14 protein-coding genes are annotated in these 16669 nt (G+C 59.2%); 11 read left to right on the top strand and 3 right to left on the bottom strand.

Annotated elements, in window-relative coordinates; all coding sequences use genetic code 11:
* Positions 1-27 precede the first annotated feature (27 nt).
* Complete coding sequence (gene hemE, locus C3B54_RS04355; RefSeq protein WP_342749555.1) at positions 28-1050, bottom strand: uroporphyrinogen decarboxylase; 1023 nt, start codon at positions 1048-1050, stop codon at positions 28-30.
* Positions 1051-1179: 129 nt separating this feature from the next.
* Between hemE and C3B54_RS04350 the strand changes: the two genes are divergently transcribed.
* From C3B54_RS04350 to C3B54_RS04320, 7 genes are all read left to right on the top strand, one after another.
* A complete protein-coding gene (locus C3B54_RS04350; protein WP_104913408.1) occupies positions 1180-2508 on the top strand; it encodes a glutamyl-tRNA reductase in 1329 nt (442 codons plus the stop codon).
* Positions 2498-3478 (top strand): hydroxymethylbilane synthase, encoded by a 981-nt coding sequence (hemC, locus tag C3B54_RS04345; protein ID WP_104913407.1) that lies wholly within the window; start codon positions 2498-2500, stop codon positions 3476-3478. The genes C3B54_RS04350 and hemC overlap by 11 nt, the downstream gene beginning before the upstream one ends.
* Complete coding sequence (locus C3B54_RS04340; RefSeq protein ID WP_104913406.1) at positions 3478-4245, top strand: uroporphyrinogen-III synthase; 768 nt, start codon at positions 3478-3480, stop codon at positions 4243-4245. The genes hemC and C3B54_RS04340 overlap by 1 nt, the downstream gene beginning before the upstream one ends.
* Positions 4242-5240 carry a porphobilinogen synthase gene (hemB, locus tag C3B54_RS04335; protein WP_104913405.1) on the top strand — a complete coding sequence of 333 codons (999 nt, stop codon included), beginning with the start codon at positions 4242-4244 and terminating at the stop codon, positions 5238-5240. The genes C3B54_RS04340 and hemB overlap by 4 nt, the downstream gene beginning before the upstream one ends.
* A gap of 2 nt (positions 5241-5242) precedes the next feature.
* On the top strand, positions 5243-6547 hold the full coding sequence (gene hemL / locus C3B54_RS04330; RefSeq protein WP_104913404.1) for a glutamate-1-semialdehyde 2,1-aminomutase: 1305 nt from the start codon (positions 5243-5245) through the stop codon (positions 6545-6547).
* Positions 6548-6639: 92 nt separating this feature from the next.
* A complete protein-coding gene (locus tag C3B54_RS04325) occupies positions 6640-7233 on the top strand; it encodes a TetR/AcrR family transcriptional regulator (RefSeq protein WP_104913403.1) in 594 nt (197 codons plus the stop codon).
* A gap of 127 nt (positions 7234-7360) precedes the next feature.
* Positions 7361-8452 carry a fatty acid desaturase family protein gene (locus tag C3B54_RS04320; RefSeq protein WP_170006128.1) on the top strand — a complete coding sequence of 364 codons (1092 nt, stop codon included), beginning with the start codon at positions 7361-7363 and terminating at the stop codon, positions 8450-8452.
* On the opposite strand, the gene C3B54_RS04315 is transcribed toward C3B54_RS04320, so the two are convergent.
* Both C3B54_RS04315 and C3B54_RS04310 read right to left on the bottom strand, forming a co-directional pair.
* Positions 8449-9192, bottom strand: a complete 744-nt coding sequence (locus tag C3B54_RS04315; protein WP_104913402.1) for a TetR/AcrR family transcriptional regulator — start codon at positions 9190-9192, stop codon at positions 8449-8451. The genes C3B54_RS04320 and C3B54_RS04315 overlap by 4 nt on opposite strands.
* A gap of 132 nt (positions 9193-9324) precedes the next feature.
* Positions 9325-10521, bottom strand: coding sequence for an FAD-binding domain-containing protein (locus C3B54_RS04310; protein WP_104913401.1), 1197 nt, complete (start codon positions 10519-10521; stop codon positions 9325-9327).
* Positions 10522-10613: 92 nt separating this feature from the next.
* Here C3B54_RS04310 and C3B54_RS04305 point away from each other — a divergent pair, with 92 nt between their 5' ends.
* From C3B54_RS04305 to C3B54_RS04290, 4 genes are all read left to right on the top strand, one after another.
* Positions 10614-11033, top strand: a complete 420-nt coding sequence (locus C3B54_RS04305) for a DoxX family protein (RefSeq protein ID WP_104913400.1) — start codon at positions 10614-10616, stop codon at positions 11031-11033.
* Positions 11034-11319: 286 nt separating this feature from the next.
* Positions 11320-12705: a DEAD/DEAH box helicase gene (locus tag C3B54_RS04300; protein ID WP_104914261.1), complete on the top strand. Its 1386-nt coding sequence runs from the start codon at positions 11320-11322 to the stop codon at positions 12703-12705.
* A 121-nt stretch (positions 12706-12826) separates the two neighbouring features.
* A complete protein-coding gene (locus C3B54_RS04295; RefSeq protein ID WP_104913399.1) occupies positions 12827-14662 on the top strand; it encodes an ABC transporter ATP-binding protein in 1836 nt (611 codons plus the stop codon).
* Entirely contained in the window at positions 14659-16467 is a 1809-nt protein-coding gene (locus C3B54_RS04290; protein WP_104913398.1) for an ABC transporter ATP-binding protein, read from the top strand. The genes C3B54_RS04295 and C3B54_RS04290 overlap by 4 nt, the downstream gene beginning before the upstream one ends.
* The last annotated feature ends 202 nt before the right edge of the window (positions 16468-16669 follow it).

Here is a 16669-nt window from a genome sequence, read left to right as displayed (position 1 = left end):
CTGGTGGGCGGCCGGTGGAGCCCTCGATCACGAGCTCGCCTCGCGGACGTAGTCGACAATCTGTGTCAGCACCCCAGGATCTGTGTCTTTGGGGACACCGTGGCTGAGGTTCACCACATGTCCCGGTGCTTCCGCGCCGGAAGCGAGAACCTCATCAATGTGTGCGCGGAGTGACTCCCACGGGGCATCAAGCATCGACACATCAATATTTCCCTGCAGGGGAACCGTGCCACCCAGTAACCCGTTGGCCTTCGCAAGGGTGAGAGCGGCGTCCACCCCAATGGCATCGACTCCGACAGCCAGCATGTCGGGCAAAAACTCGCCTGTGCCTAGACCGAAATGAATCCGCGGCACTCGCTGACCCGAATCGTCGACAAGGTGGTCCAGTTGACTCAACAGGGCTTTCGAATGGGGTGCGGCAGCCTGTCGATAATCCTCTGCCCCGAGCTTGCCCGCCCATGAATCAAAAAGTTGGAGTGCGCTGGCGCCTGCCTCAACCTGGGCGGCAATGAATTCCGCCGTAATATCGCCACACCACTGTAAGACGGCGTTCCACAGTTCACGATCATCACGCATCATCGCCCTCGTGTTGGCCAAGTCTTTCGAGGGACCACCCTCAATCAAGTAGGAGGCGAGGGTGAACGGTGCGCCACCAAAAGCAATGAGCGGCGTGGACCCCAATTCGTCAACCACTTGAGCCACAGCCTGGGAAATAGGCTCCAGGCTTTCTCGCTCCAAAGGCCGCAGCCGACCCAGATCCTGGTGGCTTCGCACCGGCGCATCAATGACGGGTCCGACACCCGCCTGAATCTCCACATCGATACCGGCGAGGAGAAAAGGAACCACGATGTCGGAAAAGAAAATCGCGGCATCAACACCGTGTCTGCGCACCGGCTGAAGGGTAATTTCCGCTGCCACGTCAGGGGTGACGCAGCTTTCCAACATGGCGTAGCGCTCACGAAGCGCGCGGTATTCCGGAAGAGATCGTCCGGCTTGGCGCATAAACCACACCGGGCGCGACGTGCTCGATTGACTTCTTAACTGCCGCACCAGACCACTAGGCGCCGTAGCGCCCGAATTGAGGGGGTGGTTAGGAGCCAAAGTCACCTCTTTATTGTGAGTCTGGCTGGGGCCTGACCGCTGACACAGTGTCAGCAGGCCCCCTTATAACGTGGGGGTATGTCTGTGGTGTTTTTGGGCGCCGATTTTCACGATGCGCCGCTGAGTCTGCTGAACCACTTTGACGTGTCCCAAGAAGCTCTTCGCCACGAATTGGCAACTTGGTCAGAACCTGTTCACGGCGCGGTTGTCGTGGCCACCTGCAATCGTGCCGAAATTTATATCGACACCGACAATCCCGGGCAGACCTTCTCCGACTTGATTTCCCTCATCGCGCGACACCTCGATTCCGACGAGTCAGAAATTGCCAAAGTGTTCCGAGTGCTGACGGGCGGCAGTGTTGTCCGTCACCTTTTTTCGACGGCCTCGGGCCTCGAATCAATGGTGTTGGGTGAAAGTGAAATCGGCGGTCAGATCAAACGCATGCTGCACACCGCACAGCAGGAACAGATGGTGTCGCCACGGCTACAGCGACTGTTCCAACGAGCCCACTCAGTATCAAAGTCAGTCACCACCCACACGGGCGTAGGGGCTTCCGGACGCTCTCTTGTCCACACTGCTCTCGACCGCGCAGAGCGCACACTGGGGCAACCGGTCCAACCGTCCGCTCTCATCATTGGAACAGGCGCCTACGCGAGGGTTGTCGTTCAAGCGCTGCGCAAACGAGGTGTGGGGTCAATTAGCGTCTACTCGCGCTCGGGTCGAGGGGCCGAATTCGCGTCACTGCATGACATCACTGCTGTTGATCGCGACGAACTACCGGGCGTCCTTCAGGAGGTGAACTGGGTCATTAGCGCCAGCGGGCAATCCGGCTATGCCCTGCCGTTAGACATGGTGAGTCACGCGGTGGCACACTCCATAAGGGTCTCCGAGTTGCTGCTCGTCGACGTGGCCCTGTCCGCCGATATTGACCCCCGGGTGGCGTCCCTTCCAGGTTGCACACTGATCACATTGGATCAGCTGCGCGAAGATAATCCCGCAGAACACCGCGACGCGATTGTGAAAGCTGATCGAATCGTGGAAGAAGGCGCCCAGCTTTTTGAAGAAACCGAAAGGGTTCGCCGCGTAGACCCACTCATTACCGCTCTTCGCAGTGACATGGAATCTCGCATCAATCAGGAAATCTCTCGGGCCAGAGGGCGCTTCACCCCCGAGCAGGTCGATGAAATTGAACGTGCGGTGCGTCGTGTGACGAGGGCTCTACTTCATACCCCCACGGTGCGCGCGCGGCAACTGGCCAAAGACGGTCGCGAGGACGAATATTCGACGGCACTATTGTTGCTTTTCGACCTCAACCCTGAACAGGCTGTGACTTCCACCCCCCAAGGCGCAGACCAGGACGTCGCACACCCTGACACTGCCCTGTCGCGAGCCCACCATGACTCTTAGGGTCGGCACCCGCGGAAGCCAACTCGCGAGAACCCAAACCGGTTGGGTGATGACTCAGCTCGACGCGAAGCGTAAGACGGCTGAGATTGAGACGGCCGTGAATTGGAAAGAGGTGCTCGTCACAACAGAGGGAGACACCTACACAGGGGAACTCTCCAAGGCGCCCGTTCCGGGGATTTTTGTGTCCCGCTTGCGAGAAGAATTACTCGCGGGCCGTGTCGATGTGATTGTGCACTCCATGAAAGACCTTCCGGCCGCGCCCCACGAAGGCATCGCGTTGGCGGCTGTGCCACCCCGGGAGAATCCGGGCGATGTCCTGGTGAGCCGCGGTCACCTCAAGTTGGCCGACCTCGCACCTGGCAGCGTGGTGGGCACGTCGTCACCCCGCCGGGCAGCCAGTATTCGTCGGGCACGGCCCGATCTCAACCCACAGTCCATTCGAGGCAACATCACAACCCGAATCGACAAGGTCCTACGGGGTGAGTATGACGCGACAGTGCTCGCTCGGGCAGGCCTCGCCCGGATCAATGCTCTGGAGTACATCAGTGAAGAACTGGATGGGGCGATTTTTCTTCCCGCGCCACGCCAAGCCGCACTTGCGGTGGAGTGCCGCGCAGACGACCACGACACCATTGCCCTGCTACACACGGTGGATAACCCCGTAACGCGTGTTGCCACGAGGGCGGAGCAGGCGGTGTTGATTGGTCTGAATGCGGGATGTCACACGGCAGTATCCGCCCTTTCCACGTGGGAGCCCGATGCCTCCGGGTCAAGTGGAACCCTTCGCTTAAATGCGGAACTGGCCGATGCGAACACCGGGGAGATGGTGAGCTCATCGGGCGAAATTCGCGCTCCACTTGACACCCTCGTCAGTGATGAGTTGCTCGCGTGGAATTTCGGCCTCGAGCACGCACACGCCCTTGGGTCCACGGCATTGGGCCGAGCTCTCGGGAAGGAAGGTCTGCGCTGATGAATGTGCTTCTGATAAGACCCCGGCGTAATGAGGACGATAGGGCTGCACTGGACGCTAAGGGCATCCAGACCATTGTTGAGCCTTGGCTCGAGGTGGCAGCTGTGGCCAACGAAGCCGGCGCCATGAGACTTGTTGAGCTACTGGGTGCACCAGGGCCAAAATGGCTGGTCGTCACCTCACTAAACGCGATCGATTTTTGGCAGCAGCAACTTCCCGCGGGACTGTTAGAGGCGACAATCGCCGAAAACCCGTCGATACGTTTCGCCGCAATCGGCGAATCGACGGCTAGACGCGCACGAGAATTAGGCGCGACGGAGGTACTGCTCGCCGAGGAGGGCACCTCACGCTATGTCGCCGACGCAATCGCCGTCCATGAGCCCGCACCAGTGGTGCTACCTTCAGGTTCCATTTCGATGGGCTCTATTCCCGATCGGCTTCAACCGAAGGGTTTTGTGATGCACGAAGAGGTTTTTTACACCACCACCGTGGTTGACACACCACCCCCTTCTGCCAGGCAAGTAAGAGAAGGACGGTTGGATGCCGTGGTCTTGCGCTCCCCCAGTGCCGCAAGGGCGCTCCAGCAACACTGCCCCGACCCTCACCCGTCGGTGGCGTTAATTGCTACCGGACCCACCACAGCAGCCGAAATGGCGCGACTGGGTCTAAGGGTTTCTGCTACGTCTCCGTCTTCGTCGCCGGCCGCGGTGGCCGACACCGTTGCACAGGCACTCACAACCCGCCACAGTGAGGACACAGCAGAGTGACCCTTCAACATCGCCCCCGACGGTTAAGAGCACACCAAGCGCTTCGGGAGATGGTCGCCGAGACACACATTGACCCTCGTCAGTTGATCCTTCCGGTGTTTGTCAAAGAAGGGATTGCTTCACCCCAACCCATTTCGAGTCTTCCCGGTGTGTGGCAACACACAGTGGAGAGCATGGAGGAGCTGGTCAGAGAGGCGGTATCCGCCGGACTGGGCGGCGTCATGATTTTTGGTGTGCCGTCTGTGCGTGACCCCGAGGGGAGCCAGTGTGACAATCCGGCCAGTATTCTCCACCGCGGCGTATCGGCAGCGGTGGAGGCCTCAGCCGGCCAGCTCGTGGTGATTGCCGACCTCTGTCTCGACGAGTTCACGTCCCACGGCCATTGTGGAGTGTTGAACGAGGTGGGTAAGGTGGACAATGACCGAACCCTTGTGCGCTACCAGTCGATGGCGGTGTCCTTAGCGAAAGCTGGGGCTCACATGTTGGGTCTGAGCGGCATGATGGACGGCCAAGTCGCTGCGGTCAGAGCAGGTCTCGACAAGGCGGGCCACACCGACACCGCACTGCTCGCCTATGCCGCGAAATACGCTTCGGTGTTTTACGGGCCATTTCGGGATGCCGTGGAGTCGACGTTGGATGGGGACCGAAAAAGCTACCAACAAGATCCGCGCAACAGAAAGGAAGCAAGGCGAGAAATCGCTCTCGACCTCGACGAAGGTGCCGATGTGGTGATGGTGAAGCCCGCGCTGTCCTACTTGGATGTCATTTCCGACGCTGCGACGATGTCGGATGTTCCCGTTGCTGCTTACGTCGTCTCTGGGGAAACCGCGATGATTGAACTGGCCGCACGGGAAGGCATTGTGGACCGTGATGCGGCAATCGATGAGGCCCTCACGTCTGTGCGTCGAGCGGGAGCCGACATTGTCTGCACGTATTGGGCCTTGGAATACGCCACGCGACATGCCCACCGGGGCGGAAACGAAGAAGGAGCCTGAGCATGACGCCACGCAATGAATCGGAGCGCTGGCACGAGCGGGCGCAGTCGAGCATTCCCGGTGGGGTGAGCTCACCGGTGCGAGCATTCTCCGCCGTCGGGGGAACTCCGATGTATATGAAAAGCGGTGCGGGCTCCCGTGTGACCGACATCGATGGCAACTCTTACGTGGACTTCATTGGCTCCTGGGGTCCCATGATCATGGGTCATGCCCACCCTGAGGTGGTGCACCGAGTCACTGAAGTAGCGGCCGATTCATCGAGTTTTGGCGCCCCGCACCAACACGAAGTCCTCCTCGCTGAGGAAATCATCCGACGGGTGGCACCGGTGGAGAGGGTGCGCTTTGTCTCCTCGGGGACCGAGGCGGTGATGACTGCCCTTCGTTTGGCACGAGCAGCAACCGGGCGAAACCTGATTGTGAAGTTCGCCGGTTGCTATCACGGCCACATGGATAGCTTGCTCGTACAAGCCGGCTCTGGTGTGGCGACGCTGGCAATGGCGAATTCGCCGGGTGTGCCACCCGGTCACGTTGAAGACACCATCGTGGTCCCCTACAACGACCCTGTCGCATTGCGCCACGTGTTTGACGAACACTCTGACCGCATCGCCGCCGTGATTACGGAATCCTCAGCGGCAAACATGGGCGTTGTTCCACCAACCACTGAGTTTGCCGACGCGTTGTTTCATTTGGCGGGAAAACACGGTGCACTGGTCATCCTCGACGAGGTCATGACCGGTTTTCGGGTGTCCTCGGCCGGTTGGTGGGGCCTCGTCGATGGACCCGCTGGTCGCGTCCCCGATTTGCTGACCTTCGGCAAGGTGATTGGCGGAGGCTTCCCCTTGGCCGCGGTCGGTGGCCGCAAAGACGTGATGGAACTGCTGGCCCCCACCGGGCCGGTGTACCAAGCAGGCACGCTCAGTGGCAACCCGGTCGCCAGTATTGCGGGCCTCACCACTCTGCAGCTGTGCCAACGAGATGTCTACGACCATCTGGATTCCTACGCGCACCAAGCAGGCGAAATCGTTTCCGAAGCATTAACCAAGGAGGGTGTTGCCCACCGCCTACAACGGGCGGGCAATCTCTTCTCGGTGTTTTTCACAGCCGATGAGGTGCACAATTTTGACGACTCGAAAGCTCAAGACACGAAAGCTTTTGCACGCTTTTTCCACTCGCTGCTCGACCATGGGGTGAGCATCCCTCCGTCGGCTTTCGAGGCGTGGTTTGTTTCCGCCGCACACAACCAGGACGATTTACAGATTTTGTCCGACGCGTTAGTGCCGGCCGCACGAGCTGCCGCCGGCCACTAAGTTGCCCACGCCCTGAGAGTTTCCCCCAGAGCAGTGGTTTTGCGCAGTGTTGACAGCAATCCCCCCGGCGGTATTCGTATAATTCTGGGGTGATGCACACTCCCACCTACGACAAAAGGCAGTCGACAATTGTCGATGTTGCCCGGGCAATTGTGGCGGGTCACGGTCCGGAGGCTGTGACAATGAGTGCCCTCGCTGAAGGCACTGGTCTCTCGCGCCCCGCGATTTATCAATACTTTTCTTCCAGCGCGCACGTCTTGGGTGAACTTGTCCTCAACGACATGGCGGATTTGAGTAATGAGGTCGAGCGGATTGTGGGGGCAATCGATGAGCCCACCGAACAAATTCGCGCGTGGATTCACTACTGTCTGGCGTATCTTTCGACCGGTGAGCACCAGGCGATTATGACGATTGGCCGCTCATCGCTCCCCGAGGAGCACCTCGGCGTTGTGAAAGCCATGCACGGTTTCTTCATGGAGCAGCTCGTTCGGCCGTTGGACCAACTCGGAGTGGAAGATGCCAGGTCTTTGTGCGGAATGATTTACGGGGCGGTATCCGCTGCCGCGGGACGTATTGCCGAAGGCGGCGAATTTCTCACCGAAGCCCGTTTGTTGGAAACTTTTGTGGATGCGGGCCTGGAATCGACTCTCGCGAACCGCCAGGCACACCTTCCCGCAGCGGACTAACACCGTCGCTTTCGCCTGTAGCGTTTCTTATGCCCGCGCACAGGCCAATGGGTTAGATTGAAGGGCATCTAGGCGGAACACTCGTCTCCCCGGCTGAGAAGTCACAACAGGTTTGAGACGAGGATTTATGTCGGTGGTCATCACTACTCCCACCCGCGGCGGCCGAAGCGCGAACCCGGCCGACCACCCCTACACGTCCGACTTCGCCGGTCTGATTTCTCGCGTTCGTGAGGCTGGACTGCTCGCCCGACAAAGTGCCTATTACACCCGAATCATTGTGGCGTTGAGTGTCGTGATGCTGGTCACTATTGGCGCGATGGTGTGGATTGGCGCAAGCTGGTGGCAGGTTGCGTTGGCGCCGGTGATGGCTATTGTCTTCACACAGTTTGCCTTTCTTGCCCACGAAATGGCTCACAAACAGGTCTTTGAAAAGGGCACCACCAACGACCGTGGCGGCAAAATTCTCGCCAACCTCGTGGTGGGAATTAGCTACTCCTGGTGGATGAATAAGCACTCACGACACCACGCCAACCCCAACACGGTCGGCAAAGACCCCGATATCGAATCCGATGTCATCGTGTTCCAGGAGGAGCACGCGTCGAAAACTAAAGGGTTGCAACGCGCGATCACCAAACGACAGGGCTGGCTATTTTTTCCTCTGCTCACGCTCGAGGGACTAAACCTCCACGTTCAAGGTTTCAAGCGGGCGTTTTCCAAGGAGCCCTTGCAGGGTCGGGCCAGTGAAATCACCATGCTGTTGGTTCGCCACGGTCTGCTTTTTGCCTTGGTGTTTCTGGTGATGCCCTGGGGTGTCGCCCTCGTATTCCTTGGCACCCAGCTCGCGGTGTTTGGTGTCTACATGGGCGCTTCGTTTGCCCCCAACCACAAAGGCATGCCCATCATTCCCCGTGGAGAAAAAGTTGATTTCCTGAGACGACAGGTTCTCACCAGCCGCAACATTCGTGGCGGTCGGATGATGGACGTCTTCATGGGTGGGTTGAACTACCAGGTGGAACACCACCTCTTTCCCAACATGCCTCGACCCTCACTGGCAAAGGCTGCCGCCATGGTGAAGGACTACTGCAAAGAGCATTCCATCTCTTATACCGAGACGACTCTCTGGCGTTCGTACGGCACAGTGGTTGCCTACCTCAACAGGGTGGGCTTACAGGCCAGGGATCCATTTGATTGCCCTGCACCGCAGATGATGGGCCGTTAAGAAGCCTGCAAGTGCGGTCCCCCGGCTGAGCGCAGGCGATGAATCATGTCGTCCAGCGCCCGTTCAACCGTTTGGCGAGTGATGCGTGCCGCGTCACCGCCCATCTGCTCGAGCTGTTCGAGACCACTCGAGACGGTGATACCAATTGACGTCCAGGTCAAGACCGTTGTGTGGGCAATCACTTCCGTGTCGGCAATGATCTGCTCAGGATCGGCTGTTTCTGCCCAAGAGTTATCAGCTGTTACCCGCCCGTCTCGGACATCTGCTGCTAACCGGTAGAGCCTTGTGTTGCTGAGCGCAATGCGCTCACGTAGCTCGTCGCCGAAGAGCTCAAACATGTAAGACGACGCGCGCTGTGCGGAGCGGGGGAAGCTGAAAAAAGCCACCCACCCGGGGTGCTCCACCGCCCACTGGTGGTGTGCGAGGAGAAAAGCCCGCAGCCGATCCTCCGGGGTGGCAGGTGCATCGAGGACGCGTTGCCACAGACTGTCAATTAAGTCGCAGTAGGCGGCCCAGCCTGCGTGGGCGATGAGGTGCGCCCAACTAGTGAAGTTGTAGTTAATGGTGCTGGGTTGGACTCCGGCTTCACGAGCGACAAGGACAGAGCTGGAATCCGTAGTGCCGTTCTCACCGACGATTCGAACGGTGGCGTCGATCAGCTCATCTTTGATTGGGCGCTCAAGAGAGTCACCCCTTGGCCGACCTCGGCCTCTGTGGGTTTTCGGTGCCGATGTCGTCATTCTTTTGAGACTAAGCCGAAGGAGGGCAGAGGACAAGAAAAAACGTCATTGTTTATCACCCTGTAACAAATGAAAATAGTATTCTTAAGTAAACAATTTTTTAGTAATTTTCTTCATCGCGCATGCTCTGCATCATTTGCCGAGCCCCCGACGCCAGGCCGAGAAGCTTCTCACTGACCCACCGTGTGGTCGTCTCAACCACGGGTAGGGGTGAACCTCCGCCAATCGGGTGAATTTCTTAAACGACGGTACCGGGGCGTACGTCACGGCCACTGAATATTGTTCGGTGAACACATAAGGATCACCCAACAGCACTCGAACGTCGCGCCTGGTCGACAAATCCGCCAAGGTTTGCAGGTAAAAACCGATGCGCTTTGCGCTGAGCTGAAGACGGGTGAGAGCGGGCTCATTGAACACGAAAACGACGGGAAGCTCGGGGTGGGCCTGCAGGGCCGGGTCGTCATCACCCAAAGAATCAATGGTCAACAACACATATTCCGGCGAGCGAAGCCTGATTGGTCGGTCGGGACCTGCGGTCGCCTCTGGATCCGAGTCGTGCCTCAATAGTGGCTCATCCGCCAATTCCCGCAGTGGTGTGGAGTCGGGGAACTCTTCGATTGGGCATTGGCTTGAGAGGGGGCAGCGCTCACATAAACCCGGTGCCCGCTTTTCGACCTGCCAGCGGGCGAAACCGTAAGGCTTACCGGTTCCTGATCCCACGGTCCACTGCCAACCTAAAAGGTTGGCAGCCCTCGAACCATCGATGAGCTCTCGGTGCATCCGCTCTTGACCGTGAAGCCACCCTGCGCCGTTGCGAACCGTCCAATGCGAGGCCAACCACATGCGGGTCTGGTTGACCAACCAACCGTCGGTTTCCAGCTCGGAGGCAACCTCATCCACACAGGCCATGTCACGATTCCAGCCATCTCCCGGCGTATCCCAGGTGGCCTCAAAACGCAGGTTCGAAAACAGCCTCGTACCCACCCGGGCATAAAGATGCCTGGCGTATTCCTGCCACAACAATTCGTCTCGAAACTTTTCCCGATCACGAGCCGGCGCGTCCTTCACAGCCTGATAGACCTCCCCGAGGGGTAACAGGTTGTGTCGAATGTAGGGCGAGAGGACACTCGCCCCGCGGCGCTCTTTCGGTAGCACTTCAGAGCGAGTCGCGGCATAACCCGCGATGTCTAGGGTGGCCAAGGCCTGATCGGCGGCCGTTTGCCCACCCGGGATGGGGCTCAACGCCACAGGCCCAGAGTAGAGCCCGTCGAAATGGCGTTCGATGACCTTCTCCGGGTCATCGACTACCGGGATGTCGCGAAACTCCATAAAAAGGAGGCTACCCAGCCGAAGTGATGACTGCTCCCAGGCAAATCCCTCCCCGCCTTCGGCCGACAAGCTGGGACACCTAAGCTTTCACCATGAACGGTGTCCGAACCCTCGCCCGCCTTGCCCTGGGCGCTGCCCTACTCTTCGCCGGATTGGGTCACCTCACCTTTGGGCGGGAAGAATTTCAGGCCCAAGTTCCCCCCTGGTTGCCCCTCAACGCTGATTTCGTCGTGCTGGCTTCTGGTGTCGTGGAAATCACTCTCGGGGTATCGCTCCTGGTCGCCAGGCGGTATCGACGCCAGGTGGGTTGGATCACCGCTGCGTTCTTTGTCGCCATCTTCCCGGGAAACATCTCGCAATACCTCACCCAAACCGACGCCTTCGGCCTCGACACTGACACTGCCCGGCTCACCCGTCTGTTCTTTCAGCCCCTGCTGGTTTTGTGGGCGCTCTGGGCTACAGGCGCGCTCAAGAAAAAGCCCCAGGTCTCGCAGAATTCCTCCACCGAGTAACCACAGAGCAACCCTTACTTCCACAGAACAGGTCACCGATTATCGGCCGGATAGTTCAGCCTGATGACCACACAGACGCCGATAGCCCAACGCGTCACGATCTGCGCTATGGTGAGAACACCGGTGAACAGCTCGTTGTTCCCTGCGTCGTAGAACGCTCCCTCACCACAGTGTGGTTGACAATTTTCTTGCGGCGATCGGATGCATCACTCGATGCACTCGCCCCCTGCCAGGCTTCGTCTGGCACTACGTGATGAACATCATCACCAGAAAGCCCTTACTGATTATGAACACCCACAGTTTTTCCTCACTTGGCGTGCCCGCCACAATTGTCGCCGCCCTCACCCGGGCCGGTATCGACAGCCCCTTTCCCATACAGATCGACACCCTGCCCGACACCTTGGCCGGCAAAGATGTCTTGGGTCGGGGCAAAACAGGCTCTGGTAAGACCCTGGCCTTTTCCATTCCCCTTGTCGCAAGACTCTCCGGGGAACTCTCCGGAGGGAGCCGAAGGGCCAGTCGCCCACTGGGTCTCGTGTTGGCTCCCACCCGGGAACTGGCCACCCAAATCACCAATGCGATGCGGCCGCTTGCGGAAGCAGTCAACCTTCGAGTGACCACGATCTTTGGTGGAGTGTCCCAAACCCGCCAAGTTCAGGCCCTTCGCGAAGGCGTCGACATTGTGGTGGCCACACCAGGACGCTTAGAGGATTTGATGGGTCAAGGCCTGCTGCACTTAGACGCCGTTGAGATGACGGTGTTGGATGAGGCCGACCACATGGCTGACCTTGGCTTCCTGCCCGTAGTGACCAGGATCTTAAACGCCACACCCAATACAGGCCAGCGATTGCTGTTCTCAGCAACCCTCGATAACGGGGTCAACAAGCTCGTTGATCGTTTTTTGCACAACGAAGTGATGCACGCGGTGGATGAGGCGAACTCCCCCGTTACCCACATGACCCACCACGTGTTCGACACCCCCAGCGCAGAATCAAAAAAGGAACTGCTTTATGCTCTCGCCTCCGGCACAGGGCGAAGGATCCTGTTCATGCGGACTAAACACCATGCCAAAAAGCTCGCTAAAGCACTCACCCAAGCGGGAATCCCCGCCGTTGACCTCCATGGCAACCTGTCCCAACCCGCCAGAGATCGAAACCTCGCGGCCTTCAGTGACGGATCCGCCAAAGTTCTCGTGGCCACAGATGTTGCCGCCAGAGGTGTTCACGTGGACAACGTGGATTTGGTCATTCACGTCGACCCTCCGATGGAACACAAAGCGTATTTGCACCGCTCCGGGCGGACGGCTCGTGCCGGGGCCGAGGGTGATGTCATCACACTGTGTCTGCCCACCCAGAAAAGTGACCTGAGCACTTTGCTGAGAAAAGCCGGCATTACTGTGGCCCCCATCAGTGTCACGTCACGGTCACCAGAAGTGCTCGCCCTTGTGGGTGAGGTTGCACCGTATGTGAAGCCCATGCCCGCAGAACACCAACATCACGGTGGAGCACACCGAGGTAAGGGCACCTCCACTGGCGCTAACGCGCAACGCAACAGAGCTCGTCGTGGTGGGACGAGCCAAACAGCTCGCGGCCGCAGTACTCAGACGAGTCGAACTACTCGCACTGGGGGTGGCCGGCCGAACACCGACACCCGGCGCTCACAACAGCGCTAAAGCGTGACACAGGACGCCCCGCGGTCACATCCGGCAGCCCTACGAACGTCGCCGAAAGCGATGAGGAAGCCCCTCAACACGGCTGTGGTTGAGCCACGAGCGTTAGGGTCGTGAGTCTCTCATGATTTCTTCCCCCTCAGCCCCCGTGGGTAATCCAAGTGTTGTTCGAGGTTTAGCCCGGGTAGTCCGCTACGCACGAAAAGAACTACCCCTACTTGTCCTCGGTATGGGTGTTGCACTGATTGCCAGCGCATTTGCCCTCGCGATTCCGCTCACATTGGAATACGTGGTGGATGGCCCACTTTCCACCGGGGACCCTGAGGCGGTGTGGCCGGCAGCCGGCCTGGTCGCCCTTCTCGGCCTGGCAGAAGCATTGTTTATCTATCTGCGCAGAGTGACTGTGCTCACTCCGGGCACCAAGATTGACTCCAACATTCGAAACGACATCTACCGCCACCTCCAGGACCTTCCCGTTGCGTTCCACGACCGCTGGAACAGCGGCCAGTTGCTGTCCCGAGCGCAAAATGACGTGAGCCTGATTCGCCGCTGGATGTCGTTTGGCCTGGTGATGCTGGTGGCGAATGCCATCACCATCGTGTTGGGTACTGCAATCCTTTTTTCGTGGAGCCCACTCCTGGCCGGAGTGTTTGTTATGTGCTCTTTGCCGATGGTGTTCTTTGGCTCGCGTTTTCGGCGCGGCTTTGAACAGCTGGCCCGTGATGCCCAAGACCAGTGGGGCGATGTGGCAACCCTGGTGGAGGAGTCGGTTCATGGGATTCGCATCCTCAAATCCTTTGGCCGAGGCGACGACGCCTTCGAGTCTTATTCCGCCTACGTTCAGCGGGGTCGAGAGCTGGAGGTCACGAAAGGAACTACCCAAGCAAAGCTGGGGTTTTGGTTGACGTGGATCCCCGACTTCGCTCTCGCCGTGTCACTGTTCGTCGGTGTCTGGTTGGCGAGTGTCGGTGACCTCTCGACCGGGCAACTTTTCGCCTTCTTTGCCACGGCGGCCGTTCTTGCGGGTCCAATTTCTTCTCTCGGCTTTCTCTCCGCGCTGGCACTGGAAGCTAATAGTGGCTTGAACCGGATTTTTGAGGTGCTGGATACTCCCAATCCGATCAACACCGCAGTCACACCTCGCACTCCTCAGAGCCGCGCCGGCTCCTTAGTGTTCCAGGACGTTCACTTCCGACACCAGGACGCACCCGCTGACTCTCCAGACCTCATCAACGGTGTCTCCCTGGAGCTTCATCCCGGGGAAACCATGGCGCTTGTGGGAGTAACGGGGAGCGGCAAAACCACCCTGACAGCGCTACCCACGAGGCTGTATGACGTGACCGGCGGCCGGATACTCCTCGACGGCGTGGATGTTCGGGAGCTTGATCTGGTGGTGCTTCGCACCCGAATCGCCATGGCATTTGAGGATGCCACGCTCTTTTCCGCCAGCATCCGCGACAACGTGCTCTTTGGACGCTCAGACCCCGTCGACCCCCGCAGCGTCGAAGCAACCGCCATCCTCGACCAGGCTCTGGCCATCGCGGAGGCGGAATTTGTGTATTCCCTGCCCGATGGGGTGGACACGGTGATTGGCGAACAGGGGCTCAGCCTGTCTGGGGGGCAGCGCCAAAGGATTGCCCTGGCCAGGGCGATCGCGGCCGAACCGGAGGTTCTTGTCTTAGATGACCCCCTTTCCGCCCTCGACATCGAGACAGAGGCACGGGTGGAGGCCGCCCTTCGCAAAGTTCTTGCGACCACGACGGCCCTGGTGGTTGCTCACCGCCCCTCTACGGTCATGCTCGCTGACCGCGTCGCACTGCTCGAGAACGGCCAAATCACTGCTGTGGGAACCCACACCGAACTGCTGGCCTCCTCCCCCAGTTATCGAGCTGTCATCTCTTCACTCGACGACACCACAGAATCTCCCAGCGAGGCCACCACCCAGGAGGCCAACCGATGAGCATGCAGGGGGTGAAGGGAGAGGACCGCGGTGATCTGAGCCGCGACGAAAGCCGGCAGATTAGACGCCGATCGATTTCCCTCCTGATGGATCTGCTTCCGCCCTATCGCCGCCAGGTGCTCGCCATCGCGGGGTTAATTGTGGCTAGCGCGGCGATGCAAGTGGCGGGGCCCGCACTGATTGCGCGTGGAATTGACCGGGGGCTTCCCGCCGTGGTCGAAGACAATGATTTTGTACCGATAGTCCTGATTGCCGGTGCTTTTCTCCTGACCGGCTTTGGCGGCGCGCTTCTTCTCGCGGCCTACACCAAGAAATCCATCGCGTTTAGCCAGGACATCATGGCCGACCTTCGGTTGCGACTTTTCGCGCACACCCAACGCTTAAGCATGGGCTTTCATGAGACCTACACTTCAGGGCGAATCATTGCCCGGCAAACAAGCGACATTGCCACGCTTGGGGAGCTCCTCGGTGGCGGGTTAACCAACCTTGTATCCGGTGTGCTGTTTATGACCTTTACCACGACAGCGCTACTCACCCTCGACCCCGAAAGCGCCCTGCCCTTGGTCGGCGCAATCATCCCCATCATGGCGGTCACCTGGTGGTTCTCCCACGCCTCCCGTCGAGAATTCCGGGCTTCGCGAACCCACTCCGCGAGAGTGATCATCCAGTTTGTGGAAACCATGGCCGGTATTCGAGCGGTCAAAGCCTTCCGCCGTGAGTCGGTGAATCGTGACACCTACGCGGACAAAGTCGAGGACTACCGGGAGGCAACCCGTCGCACCATCCAAGTATTTGGTATCTACGAACCCCTCCTGAAAGTCATCGGAACCTTCACCGTCGCCACACTGGTCCTGCTCGGAGCATTTCGGGTAATCGAAGGCACCCTCGAGGTGGGGGTCCTTTTGGCGGCAGTGTTGTACACGAGGAACTTTTTCACCCCAATCGACAGTCTCGCGATGTTTTATAACTCCTTTCAGTCAGCGTCGGCTGCTCTGGAAAAGATCTCCGGGGTCCTCGAGGAGGCCCCGGATATTGCTGACCCAGCCAATCCGGCGCCATTCGTGGCAGGGCCTGGCACCATACGATTCGATGGAGTGAGTTTTGGGTACTCCGATGACGTCGAAGTTCTGCCGTCTTTTGACCTGACGATTCCCGGCGGCCAAACGGTCGCGTTAGTGGGAGCCACGGGCGCGGGGAAGTCGAGTGTGGCAAAACTGATTGCCCGGTTCTACGACCCTACGTCCGGCACGATCACTCTCGACGGCAGGGACCTGAAAGACATCAGCAATCGTGACCTTCGTCGAGCCATCGCTCTGGTCACCCAAGAGGCTTACTTGTTCAGCGGTAGCGTGTCCGACAACATCCGTTTGGGTAATCCCCGAGCAGATGATGCCCAGGTTGAATCAGCCGCACGAGCGGTCGGCGCCCACGACTTCATTTCCGCTCTCCCCGAGGGCTACGACACCGATGTGAATAAAAGGGGCGGCCGACTGTCATCGGGGCAGAGACAACTCGTGTCTTTTGCCAGGGCATTTCTCGCCGACCCCCGTGTTCTGATACTCGATGAGGCCACCGCATCACTCGATATTCCGAGCGAACGGCTTGTGCAACACGGCCTAAAAACTCTCCTCGCGGACCGGACAGCAATCATCATCGCCCACCGACTCTCAACGGTGGCGATTGCTGACCGTGTCCTTGTGATGGACGGTGGCCGCATCGTCGAAGACGGGCCCACCGCAGAACTGCTCAGCGGAACAGGCCGATTTGCCACACTGCACCAGGCTTGGCGAGAAACCCTGGTCTAGGACACTCGAGACCATTCGACGCTGATTCCTCCTGGACACTACCCCCAGGCTCCACAACCATTGTGTCCTGGATTACGGCGTGTTCCCGGCGTCCCCAGCCCGCTGGACTCTACGGGGGCTCACATTGCGAAACAAGGACTGCAAGTGTTGCTTCCTCAGCCGCTTGGCCCATTCCAGGGGGGTCGTGAGCTGACCTACAGGG

The organism is Pontimonas salivibrio (genome assembly GCF_002950575.1).
Taxonomy (GTDB): domain Bacteria; phylum Actinomycetota; class Actinomycetes; order Actinomycetales; family Microbacteriaceae; genus Pontimonas; species Pontimonas salivibrio.
Note: the sequence above shows the minus strand (reverse complement) of the source record. Positions and strands in the feature narration are given on the sequence as shown.